The organism is Paenibacillus apii (assembly GCF_011043685.1).
GTDB classification, from domain to species: domain Bacteria; phylum Bacillota; class Bacilli; order Paenibacillales; family Paenibacillaceae; genus Paenibacillus_AQ; species Paenibacillus_AQ sabinae.
Genome location: NZ_JAAKGU010000004.1, coordinates 355,882 through 370,225 on the forward strand (window position 1 = coordinate 355,882; position 14,344 = coordinate 370,225).

At 48.9% G+C, this 14,344-nt stretch carries 18 protein-coding genes and 3 tRNA genes; 16 read left to right on the top strand and 5 right to left on the bottom strand.

Features of this window, described 5'->3' with window-relative positions; translation table 11 throughout:
- The first annotated feature begins 100 nt into the window (after positions 1 to 100).
- The 5 genes from polA (at position 101) to G5B47_RS11870 (ending at position 5,815) form a co-directional block, all read left to right on the top strand.
- Positions 101 to 2,758, top strand: a complete 2,658-nt coding sequence (gene polA / locus G5B47_RS11850; RefSeq protein ID WP_165098167.1) for a DNA polymerase I — start codon at positions 101 to 103, stop codon at positions 2,756 to 2,758.
- Between the two features lie 52 nt (positions 2,759 to 2,810).
- Positions 2,811 to 3,647 (top strand): DNA-formamidopyrimidine glycosylase, encoded by an 837-nt coding sequence (gene mutM / locus G5B47_RS11855; RefSeq protein ID WP_165098169.1) that lies wholly within the window; start codon positions 2,811 to 2,813, stop codon positions 3,645 to 3,647.
- 279 nt (positions 3,648 to 3,926) lie between these two features.
- A complete protein-coding gene (locus G5B47_RS11860; protein ID WP_165098172.1) occupies positions 3,927 to 4,643 on the top strand; it encodes a manganese efflux pump in 717 nt (238 codons plus the stop codon).
- Positions 4,644 to 4,652: 9 nt separating this feature from the next.
- A complete protein-coding gene (gene coaE / locus G5B47_RS11865; RefSeq protein WP_165098174.1) occupies positions 4,653 to 5,252 on the top strand; it encodes a dephospho-CoA kinase in 600 nt (199 codons plus the stop codon).
- Positions 5,249 to 5,815: a lytic transglycosylase domain-containing protein gene (locus tag G5B47_RS11870; RefSeq protein ID WP_165098303.1), complete on the top strand. Its 567-nt coding sequence runs from the start codon at positions 5,249 to 5,251 to the stop codon at positions 5,813 to 5,815. The genes coaE and G5B47_RS11870 overlap by 4 nt, the downstream gene beginning before the upstream one ends.
- An 80-nt stretch (positions 5,816 to 5,895) precedes the next feature.
- On the opposite strand, the gene G5B47_RS11875 is transcribed toward G5B47_RS11870, so the two are convergent.
- Entirely contained in the window at positions 5,896 to 6,126 is a 231-nt protein-coding gene (locus G5B47_RS11875) for an alpha/beta-type small acid-soluble spore protein (RefSeq protein WP_025334221.1), read from the bottom strand.
- Positions 6,127 to 6,252: 126 nt separating this feature from the next.
- Here G5B47_RS11875 and nrdR point away from each other — a divergent pair, with 126 nt between their 5' ends.
- From nrdR to G5B47_RS11915, 8 genes are all read left to right on the top strand, one after another.
- Positions 6,253 to 6,729, top strand: coding sequence for a transcriptional regulator NrdR (gene nrdR, locus G5B47_RS11880; protein ID WP_025334222.1), 477 nt, complete (start codon positions 6,253 to 6,255; stop codon positions 6,727 to 6,729).
- A 200-nt stretch (positions 6,730 to 6,929) separates the two neighbouring features.
- Positions 6,930 to 7,005, top strand: a tRNA-Ala gene (locus G5B47_RS11885).
- Between the two features lie 13 nt (positions 7,006 to 7,018).
- Positions 7,019 to 7,091, top strand: a tRNA-Lys gene (locus G5B47_RS11890).
- 357 nt (positions 7,092 to 7,448) lie between these two features.
- Positions 7,449 to 7,655, top strand: coding sequence for a hypothetical protein (locus tag G5B47_RS11895; protein WP_165098176.1), 207 nt, complete (start codon positions 7,449 to 7,451; stop codon positions 7,653 to 7,655).
- A 608-nt stretch (positions 7,656 to 8,263) separates the two neighbouring features.
- Entirely contained in the window at positions 8,264 to 8,554 is a 291-nt protein-coding gene (locus tag G5B47_RS11900; protein ID WP_165098178.1) for a hypothetical protein, read from the top strand.
- Positions 8,555 to 8,646: 92 nt separating this feature from the next.
- A complete protein-coding gene (locus G5B47_RS11905) occupies positions 8,647 to 8,880 on the top strand; it encodes a hypothetical protein (RefSeq protein ID WP_165098180.1) in 234 nt (77 codons plus the stop codon).
- A complete protein-coding gene (locus G5B47_RS11910; protein WP_165098182.1) occupies positions 8,880 to 9,272 on the top strand; it encodes a PIN domain-containing protein in 393 nt (130 codons plus the stop codon). Before G5B47_RS11905 ends, G5B47_RS11910 begins: the two co-directional genes overlap by 1 nt.
- An 86-nt stretch (positions 9,273 to 9,358) precedes the next feature.
- A tRNA-Lys gene (locus G5B47_RS11915) sits at positions 9,359 to 9,431 on the top strand.
- A gap of 257 nt (positions 9,432 to 9,688) precedes the next feature.
- Here G5B47_RS11915 and G5B47_RS11920 read toward each other — a convergent pair.
- Positions 9,689 to 10,030, bottom strand: coding sequence for a DUF1801 domain-containing protein (locus G5B47_RS11920; protein WP_165098184.1), 342 nt, complete (start codon positions 10,028 to 10,030; stop codon positions 9,689 to 9,691).
- 29 nt (positions 10,031 to 10,059) lie between these two features.
- Positions 10,060 to 10,707: a DUF998 domain-containing protein gene (locus G5B47_RS11925; protein ID WP_165098186.1), complete on the bottom strand. Its 648-nt coding sequence runs from the start codon at positions 10,705 to 10,707 to the stop codon at positions 10,060 to 10,062.
- A gap of 111 nt (positions 10,708 to 10,818) precedes the next feature.
- Here G5B47_RS11925 and G5B47_RS11930 point away from each other — a divergent pair, with 111 nt between their 5' ends.
- Positions 10,819 to 11,277, top strand: a complete 459-nt coding sequence (locus tag G5B47_RS11930) for a MarR family transcriptional regulator (protein WP_165098188.1) — start codon at positions 10,819 to 10,821, stop codon at positions 11,275 to 11,277.
- A gap of 244 nt (positions 11,278 to 11,521) precedes the next feature.
- The gene (locus G5B47_RS11935; RefSeq protein ID WP_165098190.1) at positions 11,522 to 12,106 is read left to right on the top strand and encodes a hypothetical protein; all 585 of its coding nucleotides are present in this window, start codon (positions 11,522 to 11,524) and stop codon (positions 12,104 to 12,106) included.
- Here G5B47_RS11935 and G5B47_RS11940 read toward each other — a convergent pair.
- Positions 11,989 to 12,351 carry an aldo/keto reductase gene (locus G5B47_RS11940; RefSeq protein WP_328804516.1) on the bottom strand — a complete coding sequence of 121 codons (363 nt, stop codon included), beginning with the start codon at positions 12,349 to 12,351 and terminating at the stop codon, positions 11,989 to 11,991. The two genes, G5B47_RS11935 and G5B47_RS11940, sit on opposite strands and share 118 nt — an antisense overlap.
- Positions 12,352 to 12,678: 327 nt before the next feature.
- Here G5B47_RS11940 and G5B47_RS11945 point away from each other — a divergent pair, with 327 nt between their 5' ends.
- Positions 12,679 to 13,893 (top strand): MFS transporter, encoded by a 1,215-nt coding sequence (locus G5B47_RS11945; protein ID WP_407945222.1) that lies wholly within the window; start codon positions 12,679 to 12,681, stop codon positions 13,891 to 13,893.
- Here the strand turns inward: G5B47_RS11945 and G5B47_RS11950 are convergent.
- Positions 13,868 to 14,308, bottom strand: coding sequence for an Lrp/AsnC family transcriptional regulator (locus G5B47_RS11950; RefSeq protein ID WP_165098196.1), 441 nt, complete (start codon positions 14,306 to 14,308; stop codon positions 13,868 to 13,870). The genes G5B47_RS11945 and G5B47_RS11950 overlap by 26 nt on opposite strands.
- Between the last annotated feature and the right edge of the window lie 36 nt (positions 14,309 to 14,344).

Consider the following 14,344-nt stretch of genomic DNA (forward strand, 5'->3'; position numbering starts at 1 on the left):
CTTTCTTCTTTTATATCCCCTTGAAGCGGATGCGGCACTTTGTGGGGCTATGACCATGTGGTAAGATGTTAAGGATAAGCCATTGAAGACGAGGTGCATAATGGACAAGCTGATTCTAATAGATGGAAATAATGTAATTTACCGCGCATTCTTCGCCATGCCTCCGCTGACCAACACGGCGGGCCAGCAGACAAATGCCGTATACGGCTTTACGACGATGCTGCTGCGCCTCATCGAGGAACACAAGCCGAGTCATCTGATCGTCGCTTTCGACGCGGGGAAGATCACCTTCCGGCATGAGGGCTACCAGGAGTACAAAGGGGGACGGCAGAAGACCCCGCCGGAGCTGTCGGAGCAGTTCCCCCTGCTGAAGGACCTGCTGCGCGATCTTGGCGTTTCGCAGTTTGAGATCGAGAACTATGAGGCGGATGACATCATTGGCAGCATTTCCCGTCAGGCAGATGAGGCGGGGCGTCAGGTAATGATCGTATCGGGAGACAAGGATATGCTGCAGCTGGCGTCGGAGCATACGACCATCGCACTGATCCGCAAGGGCGTCACCGATATCGAGTTGTACGGACCGGAGCAAATCCGCCAAAAATACGATCTGACGCCGCAGCAGATCATTGACCTCAAGGGCCTGATGGGCGATGCGAGCGACAACATTCCCGGCGTGCCGGGTGTCGGCGAGAAGACCGCGCTCAAGCTCCTGCACCAGTTCGGCACAGTGGAAGGCGTGCTTGCGGGAACGGGCGAGCTGAAAGGCAAAATGAAGGAAAAGCTGGAGGCGCATGCGGAAGACGCCATAATGAGCAAAAAGCTGGCCACCATATTCCGCGAGGTGCCGCTGACGCATTCCTGGGAAGACATGGCCTTTCAGGGTCTGAAGAGCGACACCGCCGGCCCCGCGCTGGCGAAGCTGGAATTCAAGTCGCTGCTGGAGCGGCTGTCTTTGAGCGGGAGCGCTCCTGTGAACGGAGAGAACGCTCCCAAAGCCGTCGACCTGGACATCGTCATTGCGGGCGAAGCGGAGCTTGAAGAGCTTGCGGCCGCGCTCAAGGATGTCAAGGCGCTGCATGTCGAGACGAACGGCGAGAACCCGCACCGCGCAGAGGTAATCGGTCTCTCAGTGTCGACGCCGGAGCGGCATTATTTTGTACCGTTCGAGCTGCTGAAGAGCGACGCGGCGGCGGCATTGCGCGATTGGCTCGCCGACGAGCAGGCGCCGAAGAACGGCTACGATCTGCACCGTGCCGATTTGACGCTGCACTGGCAGGGCGTTCCTTTTGCCGGCGCGGCGCATGATGTGCAGCTCGCCGCCTACCTGCTCGACCCGACCGAGGCGAACCAGAACCTCAGCGACCTTGTCGCCAAATACGGCCTGCCGCGTCTTGCTCCGGACGAGGAGGTATTTGGCAAGGGAGCCAAATACAAAGTGCCGGAGATGGACATTCTGGGCGCGCATGTCGCCGCCAAGAGCGCGGCCGTGCTTGGACTTGTGCCGAAGCAGGAGAAGGATTTGGCCGATACAGCCATGTCGGGGCTGTTCCATGATCTCGAAATGCCGCTGTCGCGAATTCTGGCGGACATGGAGAAGCAGGGCATTTCCGTCAACACAGACGGCCTTAAGGAGCTGGGCCGGGAGTTCGAAAGCACCATCTCCGGTCTTGTGGAGCAAATCTATGAAATCGCCGGAACGGAATTCAATTTGAATTCGACGAAGCAGCTCGGGGAGATTTTGTTCGACAAGCTGGGTCTGCCTGTCATCAAGAAGACGAAGACCGGTTACTCCACAGATGCCGAGGTGCTGGAGAAGCTGGAGCCTTACCATGAAATCGTGCGGAATATTTTGCAGTACCGTACGCTTGCCAAGCTGCAGTCCACCTACGTGGAGGGGCTGCTGAAGGAGATTGCCCCGTCCACAGGCAAGGTCCATACCTTCTACCGCCAGACGATCGCGGCGACCGGAAGGCTGAGCAGCCAGTTCCCCAACCTGCAGAACATTCCGATCCGTTTGGAGGAAGGCCGAAAAATCCGCAAGGTTTTCGTGCCCTCCGAGCCAGGCTGGTCGATTCTCGCGGCTGACTATTCGCAGATTGAGCTGCGGGTGCTTGCTCATATTTCGGACGACGCAAGGCTGAAGGAAGCCTTTTTGCATGACATGGATATTCATACCAAGACGGCTATGGACGTATTCGGCGTGCCTGCCGATGCGGTAGACGGCAACATGCGCCGCTCCGCCAAGGCGGTTAACTTCGGGATTGTGTACGGCATCAGCGATTACGGGCTTTCCCAGAACCTGAATATCACCCGGAAGGAAGCCGCAAGGTTCATCGAGCAATATTTCGAGGTATTCCAGGGCGTTCGCCGCTACATGGACGAGATTGTCCGGGAAGCGCGCAAAACGGGCTATGTCACAACGCTGCTGGAACGCCGCCGCTACCTGCCCGAGATCAATGCGAGCAACTTCAACCTGCGTTCATTCGCAGAACGGACGGCGATGAATACGCCGATTCAAGGGACCGCTGCCGATATCATCAAGCTGGCGATGATCCATATGGACCGGGCCTTGTTCAAGCAGAAGCTGAAGAGCCGCATGCTGCTGCAGGTACATGACGAATTGGTATTCGAGGTGCCGGAAGAAGAGCTGGAGACGATGAAGAAGCTTGTGCCCGAGGTCATGGAAGGCGCGCTGCAGCTATCCGTTCCGCTCAAGGCAGAGGTCAGTTACGGGGCAGACTGGTATGAAGCGAAATAAAGGTCCCGCGTCCCCTGCTTATCCGGTATAATGAAGTAGAGGTGAAGACATCATGCCGGAATTACCGGAAGTAGAGACCGTCAAGAGAACACTGAACACCTTGGTGCAAGGAAAAAAGATACACAAAGTCACCGTGCGTCTGCCGCGCATTATCCGGCGGCCGGACGATATTCGAATATTTGAGACACTTCTGGAAGGCCATACGATCGAGCGTGTGGAGCGCCGCGGCAAATTTTTGCGCTTTCTGCTGGACGGTCTGGTGCTCGTCTCCCATCTGCGGATGGAGGGGCGGTACGGATTGTATGCGGCGGGAGAGCCTTTAGATAAGCATACGCATGTTATTTTTTACTTTGACGATGGAACCGAGCTTCGCTATACGGATGTAAGGCAGTTCGGCACGATGGATCTTTTTCTGCCCAGAGAGGACCTTGAGCTCCCCCCGCTGAACAAGCTGGGACTGGAGCCGCTGGGCCCTGAATTTACAATCGAAGCGTTTAAGGATCTGGCTGCCGGGAAAAATAAAAAAATCAAGCCCCTGCTGCTCAATCAGGCATATGTGGTCGGCATCGGCAATATTTATGTGGATGAGTCCCTGCATCTGGCCGGCATTCATCCGGAGAGAAGCGCCAAATCCCTCTCCGAAGAGGAACTCAGTCGTCTTCATCAGGCGATTGTTTCTACGCTATCGGAAGCGGTGAATGCCGGCGGCTCCTCCGTGAAGTCGTACGTGAACGGGCAGGGCGAGAGCGGCTCGTACCAGCATCAGCTGCGGATATACGGGCGCAAAGACGCCATCTGCTACACCTGCGGTTCGAAGGTGGAGAAAAGCGTAGTAGGGGGACGGGGCACCCATTTTTGCCCAAGCTGCCAGCCGCCGCTTTTAACTTGAACCTGATGTTAGTGCCGGATTGATTTGCGCCGGTTTTCTTCAGAATATCAGAAAGTATAAGCTTCGCGCTTATCCTTAACCTGATATTCTTACGAGAGATGGATGCCTTCCTCTTCCAGAGGACGGCGAAGCCGTTTCTTCTTAGATTTCACGATTTTTCATGAAGGTTGACACCCATAGCCCATCCCGCCCATATACTGGGTGAAGAATGCTACAATTGCGAACGGCCGCTTCCCGGTGGTTACGGAGGCGCAGGTTCTTCAACGGGAGGGATTGCGGGTGATCAGCCCCATTTTTTCGCTGCTGCTGCTGGCTTTTGCCCTGAGTCTGGACGGTTTCGGTGTCGGCATTACATACGGATTGCGCAAATTGAAAATACCTCTGCTTTCCGTTCTCATCATCTCGTTCTGTTCCGGTGTTGTGATGTGTGTGTCGATGCAGGTTGGCTCGCTGCTGGCCAAAATCGTTTCGCCGCATCTCGCTTCCCTGTTCGGGGCGGTTATCATACTTCTGATGGGCTGCTGGTCTTTGGTGCAGCTGATGATGCAGAAGGAGGGGAAGCCGGATGATGAGGCCGCCCTCGGAACCGTCGTCAAAGACAGCGAGGAACTTCCGGCTTTGACGGATGGAGCAGCGAAAGCAGAGCCTGACAGCTCGGCAGTATTTTCCTGGGAGCTTCGGAGACTGGGAATTGTCATTCAAATATTGCGTACGCCGTCTTCAGCCGACATAGACCAATCGGGCAGCATCTCCTCTGCAGAGGCGCTCGTTCTGGGCATTGCGCTTTCGCTCGACGCTTTCGGGGCGGGCCTCGGGGCCGCGCTCCTCGGATTTAATCCGCTCTGGACGTCGCTTGTGATCGCTCTGTTCAGCGGCAGCATTCTGGTTCTGGGGCTGAACACGGGACTGCGTTTTGCCGGAAGCGTCTGGATGAAGCGCGCCTCGGTGCTGCCCGCTCTGCTCTTGATTGCCATAGGAATATTGAAGCTGTTATGAGGTGAAAACATGATTATGGGCTTAACCGGAGGAATTGCCTCCGGAAAAAGCACCGTGTCCGCCATTCTCGCCGAGAAGGGGGCAAAGGTCGTTGATGCCGACGCCATTGCCCGGGAGGTTATGCTCCCCGGACACGAGGTGCTGGCCGCCGTTGTGAAATATTTTGGCGAGGGGATATTGCTCCCTGATGGAACGCTAAACCGTAACAAGCTGGGGGAAATTGTATTTAATGATCCTGAAGCCCTCAAGGCTCTGAATGGAATGACCCATCCGGCCATCCGCCGGATTACCCGGGAACGGATGCAGGCCTTCGACCGGGAAGCGCCGGAACGTCTGGTTATTGCCGATATTCCGCTGCTCTACGAGTCGGGACAGGAGGATATGTTTGAACGGATTTTGGTCGTCTATGTGCCGCGCGATATACAGCTTGAGCGTCTGATGAAACGGAACGGACTGACACGCGAGCAGGCGGAAGCCCGCCTGGACTCGCAAATGGATATCGAGCTGAAACGGGCCAAAGCGGATTATGTCATCAATAACAGCGGGGATGTGGCCGACACCGAGCGGCAGATCGCCGTTTTGTGGGACAGGCTGGGTCTGCCATGCTGAAATGGCTTCGTAAAAAAAGAGTTCTGCTGCTGTTATTTCTCGGCTTTACCGCAATTCTGTTTCTCAGCACCAACTGGATGTCCTTGTTCTACCCGATTTATTATAAAGAAGAAATCCGTACGCACAGCTACACGTATCAGGTTGATCCTTATCTTATAGCGGCCATTATACGGGTAGAGACGAACTACAAGACCGGACGCGAGTCGAAAAAGGGAGCCATCGGGCTGATGCAGCTGATGCCGGACACGGCCAAATGGGCCCTTGAGCAGGCCAAGCTCCCCGATGTCTCGATGAACAGGCTGAAGAATGAGCCTTCCGCCAATATCGAACTGGGTGCCTGGTATTTGCATACCTTGTCCGATGAGTTTGACGGCAACCGCACGGCGGTCATTGCGGCCTATAATGCCGGACCCGGCAAGGTGCAGCGGTGGCTCAAGGAAGGCTCGTGGAACGGAAGCGAAGAGGACGTTAAAAGCATTCCGTTTGGTGAAACCCGCCACTATGTGCAGCGCGTGATTTACTATTACAATCAGTATACGGAGATTTACGGAAACGTTTTTTAGCCTGAGGGTCCACGAGAAAAGAAGTGCCTACAGCCGCTTCGGACCGTTCAGCACTTCTTCGGCAAGCTTATTTGGGCAGATTATTGGAATTGACCTGCCAGTTGTTGTTCAGCCAGGGTTACAAGACGTTTCGTAATGTAACCCCCGATCGAACCGTTCTCATAAGAAGTTTTATTGCCTTGATATCCATCCGGAGAAAGAGTGATACCAAGTTCTTGGGCAACTTCATATTTCAGTTGCTCCAAAGCTGCATTCGCTCTTGGTACGACAAGGTTATTGGTGCTGGATTGACCATTGCTTGCTTGTGCCATTTCTGTTCACCTCCTATCGGTTGGTAACTGTATTATGTGCCGGACATGCCACATTCATAACTCATAATTAAAGGTGTTTTCTGGAAAAGTAAAACCTATAATTTTTGCAAAGGAAGTGATCGGATCATGAAATGCCCATACTGCGACCATACCAACACCAAAGTGCTCGATTCACGTCCAGCCAATGAAAATAAATCGATCCGCCGCAGGCGGGAGTGCGAGAGGTGCAGCCGGCGCTTCACCACGTTCGAGATGGTGGAAGAGACTCCACTGATCGTTATCAAAAAGGACGGCAGCCGCGAAGAGTTCAGCCGCGACAAAATACTCCGGGGTCTCATCCGCGCCTGCGAAAAACGTCCCGTATCCGTCGAGCGGCTCGAGATGATCGTCTCCGAGGTCGAGAAATCGCTGCGCGGCATCGCAGTAGCCGAGGTCGATAGCCAGCAGATCGGCGAGCTTGTCATGGAGCAGCTCTACCCGGTGGACGAAGTGGCTTATGTCCGCTTCGCATCCGTATACCGCCAGTTTAAAGACATCAGTATGTTCATGAAGGAATTAAAGGCCCTCTTGTCCAAAAATCCTTCAGAGACGGACGGACTGTAAGCCCAGGCTTTACAGTTTGTCCGCTCTGAATTCTTCTTACTCCACCGGATGACAATCCGGTGCATGTCCTCCAAAATATTTTTTAAAATAACTGTTGACACATAGCTCGTAATTTTATATGATATAGAAGTCGGCTGCGAGACATGATGCTGCAGAAGACACCAAGAAGCCGATGCATACATATCGGATTTAGATAACATGGGGCCTTAGCTCAGCTGGGAGAGCGCATCGCTGGCAGCGATGAGGTCAGGGGTTCGATCCCCCTAGGCTCCACCATAAATTATTATTTGGACTCTTAGCTCAGTTGGTAGAGCAGTTGACTCTTAATCAATTGGTCCAGGGTTCGAGTCCCTGAGAGTCCATACAAGAAAGAACGGCAGCGATGCCGTTCTTTTGCTGTTGAATTTGCCTATGCTAGGCTTTGGGCGTACTAATAAAAAGCGTTGACCTTATGGGTCAGCGCCTTTTTTTGTAGCCTCTGAAATTTACAACGTTGATGCCATTTTAATCATAACGCAGTACTGAGAAATGTTTTATCAAAATCAAAAAACAATAAAAAATGCACAAGAGAATAAGAAATTAAGCGTGGTAGACTATTTTTTAGAAAAATATTTTTATGTGACAATATTAAAGTTGAATCTGGAGAAGTTGCCATCAACGAAAACTTGATCAATATGGATTTTATGAAAGACCGACAAATCTACAGGTACTTTGGACTTATGGATGATAGTCTCAGTTCCATTTCACATGTATTTGCTTCTGGATTTATTGATGTCGCTTCTCCAAGAACATTAAACTTGCAGGAAATTCAGACAAGGGATTATTGGCCTGAATATTCTGAAATTTACCTTTTTGAAAATCCCTCTGTATTTTCTTACTTAGTGTTAGAAATTTTATGGATGCAGCAACGTACAGGAGATTCTTAGATCCTGATAGCTTGCCCATGTCTTTTCAAGATAGAAAGCTTCTTCGCAAGATGCGTGGAGATCAATTAGCTCAGGCAATGGCCAAGGCGGGGGTTAAGGTGTATCAGGAATCTTGATTCTCCTGAAGAGTTGGGGGCAGACATTTTAATTCCGTATCATGGTCCGGTATTGTATATTTCTGAAAGTGGCGAATTGTTTTGTTACATGGGGATCGTCAGTAGAGAAGGGAATGAGTCTCCTTTGCATGGGTGGCCTTATTACCTCCGTGGTAAGTCCGCAAGTAAATGCAAAAAGCAGATAAAAGGTTTCTATAGACTGCAAGCAGGCTGTATATTAATGACTGATTTTTTAGATCACGAGTTATACGATACGAAAAGGTTTAAACGACTCAATAATTATATTGTAAGTCTGCCGGTGGCAAACTCTTGCGATTTCGGAATCGTACGAAGAATCCATTCTGAGCATTCATCCTATTTTGAAGAGAATGAATCAATGTCCCGTGCCTGCTTTGGTTTGACTTACGATGAACTTGAACAAGTTGTGGGAATTTATGCTCAAAGATTGGGCATTTTTAATGATTATATTCAATACCCTAGGTAACGAGGTCAATGAAAAACGATAATTTTTGTGATATTACAGGATTGTGGATTCCGCCTAAATTTCCGTATATAACTTTTAATGGGGGCGGTTATACTTATTCTCATGTTTCGTTATACGGTTTTTACCGTCATGTGGATATCATGCTTTCAATGGGAAGCAACACTCTAGCATCGGAAATTTTTACACATGAGGTACCAGACATTGAGGTGTTGAACCAGCTTCATCTAATTGAGGATTATTTTCCAATGGGGATAAAAGTAACTAAAGAACATGTTTTTCCTGATGCTTACATACGTTGATTCTGGGCGATTCATCACAACCAATCTTTTTTTTATTTAATGTTTACATGTTATACTATCCTTAAATTCCTCATAGGAGGCTAAATAAAGTCATGTCTGTACCTAAAAGAATGGATAAACAAACAGCTCGTGAACTACGTTCGATTTTTGAAAAAATGAATATCACCCAAAGTAAAGTCAAAATCGACCTTGATAACGATACAATCGAAGTTGAAGATGACTATTCAATTGATGATATTCTTGAATCCGCCGGTATATTGACTCCTGATGAAGCAAAAGAACTGTACGATGAGGTTCGGAGAATGCGTGAGGATGAGTGGAATTGATGAGAGGTTATTTAATTGATACCAACATTGCTATCGCTTTTTTGGCAGGAGAACCTGACGCCATGTCTTTTGCGCGTCAAGCCAAAGAAGATAAAATGAATATGTATTTTTCGGTAATTACCGAATGTGAGGTGTTTAGCGGCTTAAACGCTGAATTACGCTTACAAGGTATTAAATTATTTAACTCGCGCAGATGTCTAGATGTTACCTCGCGAATTGCACAAAGAGCGGGAGATATAAGAAGGGAACAACGAGCGAAAGGGCGGAAACTTAAAACCCCTGATGCTATTATTATTGCTACTGCAGTAGAATATCAGTTGGGATTAGTTTCACGTGATCATGATATGAGCTTTGTTGGGGATGAGTTTGGCATTCCCCTGATTAATCTTTAGGGGCAGTGAAACCAACCACCCCCTAGAGCGCATCGCTGGCAGCGATGAGGTCAGGGGTTCGATCCCCCTAGGCTCCACCATAATATGGACTCTTAGCTCAGTTGGTAGAGCAGTTGACTCTTAATCAATTGGTCCAGGGTTCGAGTCCCTGAGAGTCCATACAAGAAAGAACGGCAGCGATGCCGTTCTTTTTTTTTGGTTTCATTTTTTGTTCAGTTAGGATCTGTGCCTGTACAACTTTAACGCGTGCCAAGCGACCGACATCAGCCATGCACAATATGCTACCATTAGAAGCCGATTGGGCCAAGATTGCCATGGGTAGTCAAGTCATCCGTACTTGCCGTTATAGGATCAATGGTAAAAAAGGCTGCAGAGGCAATAGCGGCGGCGCTAATCAACAGTAAAGTCAGAATGGGTCACAAGGAACTGGATGCTTGTTCCAAGAGCTTCGTCAACAGTTCGTAGTCAATCGTCTGACCATCACGGATTTTGATCGTCTTTCTTTCAGAAGGGCCTTCAAACAAACCATCCGGCAATATGAGACCAGCGGCGTTAAAGATTGTAAAACTTACGGTTTCCTTTGCTATCGTGATAACAGCTGCATATTTGCCATTTTTCAAAAAATGAGGTTTGCGGTATTGAATCCGTTCCTCTACACCCGGAATCGATTCGTGTACGATCTGCCGAAGCTGGTTGCAAACATTGGCCTGCCACGATTGATTTACATTGCTAATAAAGTCGGTAACTTGCTGGTTCATAGAATCTCCTCTTTCGTTGATATTTTGATTTACTTGTTATCCATTAGACGAAGGGTTAGAAGCACGATCCACAGGCACCCTGCAGCCATAGAAATTCGTTCAAAAAGACCGCTTGGCGCACTCGGCATCACATTGAAGTCCAAGGCAACAAAAACGCTGCATAGAACAAAAGAAGCGAATACGACGACTGCCGAGAGAATGGAATAAATTCTCCATCTTTTCCAATCAGGGCTTTCCTTGAATATACTTGACATGGCAAGGCAAACGGCAATTAATGAACCAAATACCATCGTTCCTCCGATATCGTGGATTTGGCCTGACACGCTGCGGCTTGCCGGTATACCGGGAGGCCAGTTCAACCCTGGATCTATGGGGAACAAAGCAGCGATTAGCAACCCTAATCCGAACGTTCCCATAAAAATGGAGCCCCACACCGCGCCCCTGCCCGAGTGAATTGTTAATCTAAGCACGACGGCAAAAACGATAATCAACGTTCCCGAAAGAAGCAAATTCCATGTCCCAAGCCAGCCTCGCGCGCCCAGATTCTGATGACTGATCCAATGGCGAACAGGATTGAATTCTGGTCTTGTCAATGCGTCAATGGTAGCTACAACATTAAGGGAAATCGGAGCGATAAATCCCAACTTCAACAATCTTTTGTTCCATACTGTAGACATCTGTTCATATCTCCATTAAAATTTTCTGTTAGATTGAAATGTGTTATAATCGTACCATATATCTTATCTTACTAAACTAAGATAAATAAATCATATTCGGAGCTGGTATTTATGTCAAGCAAACTTTCTGCCCTCACTCCAATTCAACTGGAGCTTCTTGCCGCTTTACGCCAAAACAGCACAAATACCATATTGTTTCACACATCTATTGCAGAATCGTACGGTCTTAACGCTACAGATCATAAATGTCTGGATCACATCATACGAAACGGCCCCCTAACGGCAGGGCAAATTACAGATTATACCGGTTTGACGACAGGTGCAGTGACCGGAATAATCAATCGGCTGGAGAAAGCTGGATATGTAAAGCGGGAGAAGGACCCGGAGGATAAAAGAAAAGTACTTGTTCACAAAGTTCCATCAAAATTACAACATATCGACGCCAAATTTGAAGCCGCCTTGAACGATACGATTCAAATTTTATGTAAATATTCAGATGAAGAATTATCCGTCATCTTGGATTTTGTCAATCGGTGCAACACGATGATACAAACCCATATGGCAAAGTAATTAATATTTTTCGGATCGTCTGCAGATGCAGCCGCTTTAAAGGGCGAAGACTTGTTACAGGTTGGATCAGAAATAGACCGCTACCTTTATCTTTATCGAGGGCGGTCTATTTTTTTGAGGTAAGACAGCAGTTCATCGGCTTAAATTAAGAAAATGAAAAACCGCTTGATAAACTAATGTTATTAGTTTAGAATAAAACTAATAACATTAGTTTTTCTTTATTAACATAAGGGAGGAATTATTCATGAATCTTAATGTATCCATTCGTGAATTCGGAAGCATTGCTTCCATCGTATCGGGACTGCTGCTGTTTGCCGCGCATTTATTCGAAGAGATTTCATCGAGCGACATCTTAATTGTGATTGCCAAGAACCTCATATTGGTTGCTCATTTGATGATGGTATTTGCTCTGATATCCATTTACGATAACCATACGAGAACAAGACGATTTGGTATGCTCGCTCTACTGTTCTCAACACTAGGCACGATGTTCGTATCAGCGATTGTACTCGTTGAGATTGCAGGCGTTTCGAGCACAGCAGCCGCAGCAGTACTTAAGGCTCCTGAAATACAGTGGATTGTAACGTCTGGTCCGCTTCTGTTTGTCTTCGGTATATTGATTCTTGGTGTCCAGTTAATAAAATCGGGAACTTACGCCAAGCAGGCTGGTATATTCCTGATTCTTGGAACGATTGTCTTTGCTGCTGCGGGTTACACGAGTGGCGCGGCTTCTATCTTCGTTATTGCGGGTTCCGCTCTTACCGGTGCCGGGTTTATCCTGTTGGGGAATCTTTTAAGACAAGTGAAACCAGCCTCAGCGTTTGCATAAACATCTCCCTCGGCGTGGCTCCAAACGATTAGCCCCATGTTCTGGTCTTTCAGAACAGGGATAATTTCCCGTTCGATTTCGCGTGCTGTCAACGAGTAATACGATTGGCTGCTCTTGAATGCAGCAAGACCCCGGAGCTCGGATATCCCGCGCGACTTCATGATCTTCCATCCTTGCATGTTGGAGCAGCCGATGTAGCGAATTTTACCGCTAATTACCGTGTCGTATTGCAGGAACCGCGACACCTAAAGTAGATCGAATTCGCCTCCAATGATGCGATTAAGGGTTTGACCCCTCAAGGCGCCCACAATGACTGAAGACCTTCTGAGTGCAGAGGTCTTTTTGTTTTATACAAAGACTTTTGACCATGTTAAAGGAGTATGAAATATCAGAGTTTTAAATTAAAGGATAACACTGAAAACTAAATTTAATACTGTAGCTAAAAGTGTCAATATACCTTGATTGATGTATGTAAAATAACCAATTCATTTTGTAAACTTATCTGGACTGAGCGATTGCTTGCTCTACAGCGGAATCATGAATCCGCACAAATGACCAGGAGGTGTTTGATACTGAGTCCTAATCTGACTTCAGCAACGCAAAGTGCCGCGAGCGAAGTTTCTTCTGTTCGCCTTCCGTGGGCCGGATTATTAGCCCTTGCCATGGCAGGGTTTATCTGTATCCTCACAGAGACGCTTCCAGCCGGTTTGCTTCCTCAGATCGGCGGGGGACTTGGAGTTTCGGAGGCGGCTGCCGGCCAGCTTGTCACTTCATATGCTATCGGCTCCCTGCTCACCGCAATTCCTTTAACAGCGGCAACACGAGGGTGGAGGAGGCGGCCGCTGCTCTTGCTGTGCATTATCGGTTTTCTCATGTTCAACAGCGTGACTGCACTATCCTCTATCTACATGCTGACGCTGGTTGCCCGTTTCTTGGCTGGAGTTTCTGCAGGTGTCTTGTGGGGAATGACAGCAGGCTATGCCCGGCGTATGGTGCCCGATATCCTCAAAGGTAAGGCCATGGCGGTGGCGATGGTCGGCACGCCTCTCGCTCTGGCGCTTGGTGTTCCAGCCGGAACATTCCTTGGCGTTCTTGTTGGCTGGCGCGCTGTTTTTGCCATCATGTCGCTGCTGGCGGCGCTGCTCATTGCTTGGGTGCTCTGGAAGATGCCGGACTTCTCTGGACAGGCCGCTGATAAGAGACTCCCCCTTCGCCAAGTCATCAACTTGCCAGGGGTGCGGCCCGTATTGATTGTTGTGCTGTCATGGGTGCTGTCTCATAACATTTTGTACACTTATATTGCGCCTTACCTTGCCAAGGCCGGACTTGCCCGGCGTGTTGACTTGATGCTGCTTAATTTCGGTATTACGTCGGTTGCCGGAATCTGGATAATCGGGCTGTTGATTGATCGTATGCAGCGCTTATTGGTGTTGATCAGCCTTGCGGGTTTCGCATTGGCAGCCCTTCTGCTTGGCACAAGCAATCAGCCCGTTGTGATTTATTTAGCGGTATCGGTCTGGGGACTTACATTTGGCGGAGCGGCTACACTGCTGCAGACGGCAATAGCTGACGCAGCTGGCGAGAGTGCGGATACGGCTCAATCGATGCTGGTGACAGTATGGAATCTGGCCATCGGAGGTGGCGGGATAATCGGCGCTGTTTTACTCGAAACCCTAGGCGTTCGATCCTTCCCGTGGGCCTTGTTTATGCTGCTGCTCATTGCACTGCTCGTTGTGTGGCGGGCAAGAGAACATGGATTTCCTATACTTCTTCGAGAGAAGGGATGAGAAACTTATGATCGATTGGTGAAGACATGACAATCAGGATCGTATAGGTTCCATATTTATCGCACTGATTGCCAAACTCTTCGAGTGCGCGTGTAGAGTCGGTCATTACTTTTAATAAATAATTGTGTTCTCCGCTTATTCGGTGGCACTCGGCAACATGGGGAGATGAACGGACGAAATCAAGAAAGGGATAGCAGTCTCTAGTCCGAAACAACATATAGGCTGCTGTGTTTTTTTCGATTTTTTCAGGACTGATGATTGTGCGATACTCTTCGATCACGCCTTTTTCTTCCATTCGTTTTACTCTTTCCGTTACAGCAGGTTGGGATAGACCCACGCTTTTACCCAGCTCTGTCATCGAAATCCGCGCTTGATTTTGAAGATGGAAGAGGATTTGTTTGTCCACATGATCCATTATGAATGTCCTCCTTTAAAGTTAAGGTGTTTCAAA

Excerpts from the sequence above, each read along its gene's own strand:
- nrdR (WP_025334222.1), top strand. The coding sequence starts at position 6,253 with ATGAAATGCCCATACTGCGACCATACCAACACCAAAGTGCTCGATTCA.
- G5B47_RS11920 (WP_165098184.1), bottom strand. The coding sequence starts at position 10,030 with ATGAACCAGCAAGTTACCGACTTTATTAGCAATGTAAATCAATCGTGG.
- G5B47_RS11950 (WP_165098196.1), bottom strand. The coding sequence starts at position 14,308 with ATGGATCATGTGGACAAACAAATCCTCTTCCATCTTCAAAATCAAGCG.
- G5B47_RS11935 (WP_165098190.1), top strand. The coding sequence starts at position 11,522 with ATGAATCTTAATGTATCCATTCGTGAATTCGGAAGCATTGCTTCCATC.
- G5B47_RS11895 (WP_165098176.1), top strand. The coding sequence starts at position 7,449 with ATGGATGATAGTCTCAGTTCCATTTCACATGTATTTGCTTCTGGATTT.
- G5B47_RS11900 (WP_165098178.1), top strand. The coding sequence starts at position 8,264 with ATGAAAAACGATAATTTTTGTGATATTACAGGATTGTGGATTCCGCCT.
- G5B47_RS11925 (WP_165098186.1), bottom strand. The coding sequence starts at position 10,707 with ATGTCTACAGTATGGAACAAAAGATTGTTGAAGTTGGGATTTATCGCT.
- G5B47_RS11930 (WP_165098188.1), top strand. The coding sequence starts at position 10,819 with ATGTCAAGCAAACTTTCTGCCCTCACTCCAATTCAACTGGAGCTTCTT.
- G5B47_RS11910 (WP_165098182.1), top strand. The coding sequence starts at position 8,880 with ATGAGAGGTTATTTAATTGATACCAACATTGCTATCGCTTTTTTGGCA.
- coaE (WP_165098174.1), top strand. The coding sequence starts at position 4,653 with ATGATTATGGGCTTAACCGGAGGAATTGCCTCCGGAAAAAGCACCGTG.
- polA (WP_165098167.1), top strand. The coding sequence starts at position 101 with ATGGACAAGCTGATTCTAATAGATGGAAATAATGTAATTTACCGCGCA.
- G5B47_RS11875 (WP_025334221.1), bottom strand. The coding sequence starts at position 6,126 with ATGGCACAAGCAAGCAATGGTCAATCCAGCACCAATAACCTTGTCGTA.
- mutM (WP_165098169.1), top strand. The coding sequence starts at position 2,811 with ATGCCGGAATTACCGGAAGTAGAGACCGTCAAGAGAACACTGAACACC.
- G5B47_RS11905 (WP_165098180.1), top strand. The coding sequence starts at position 8,647 with ATGTCTGTACCTAAAAGAATGGATAAACAAACAGCTCGTGAACTACGT.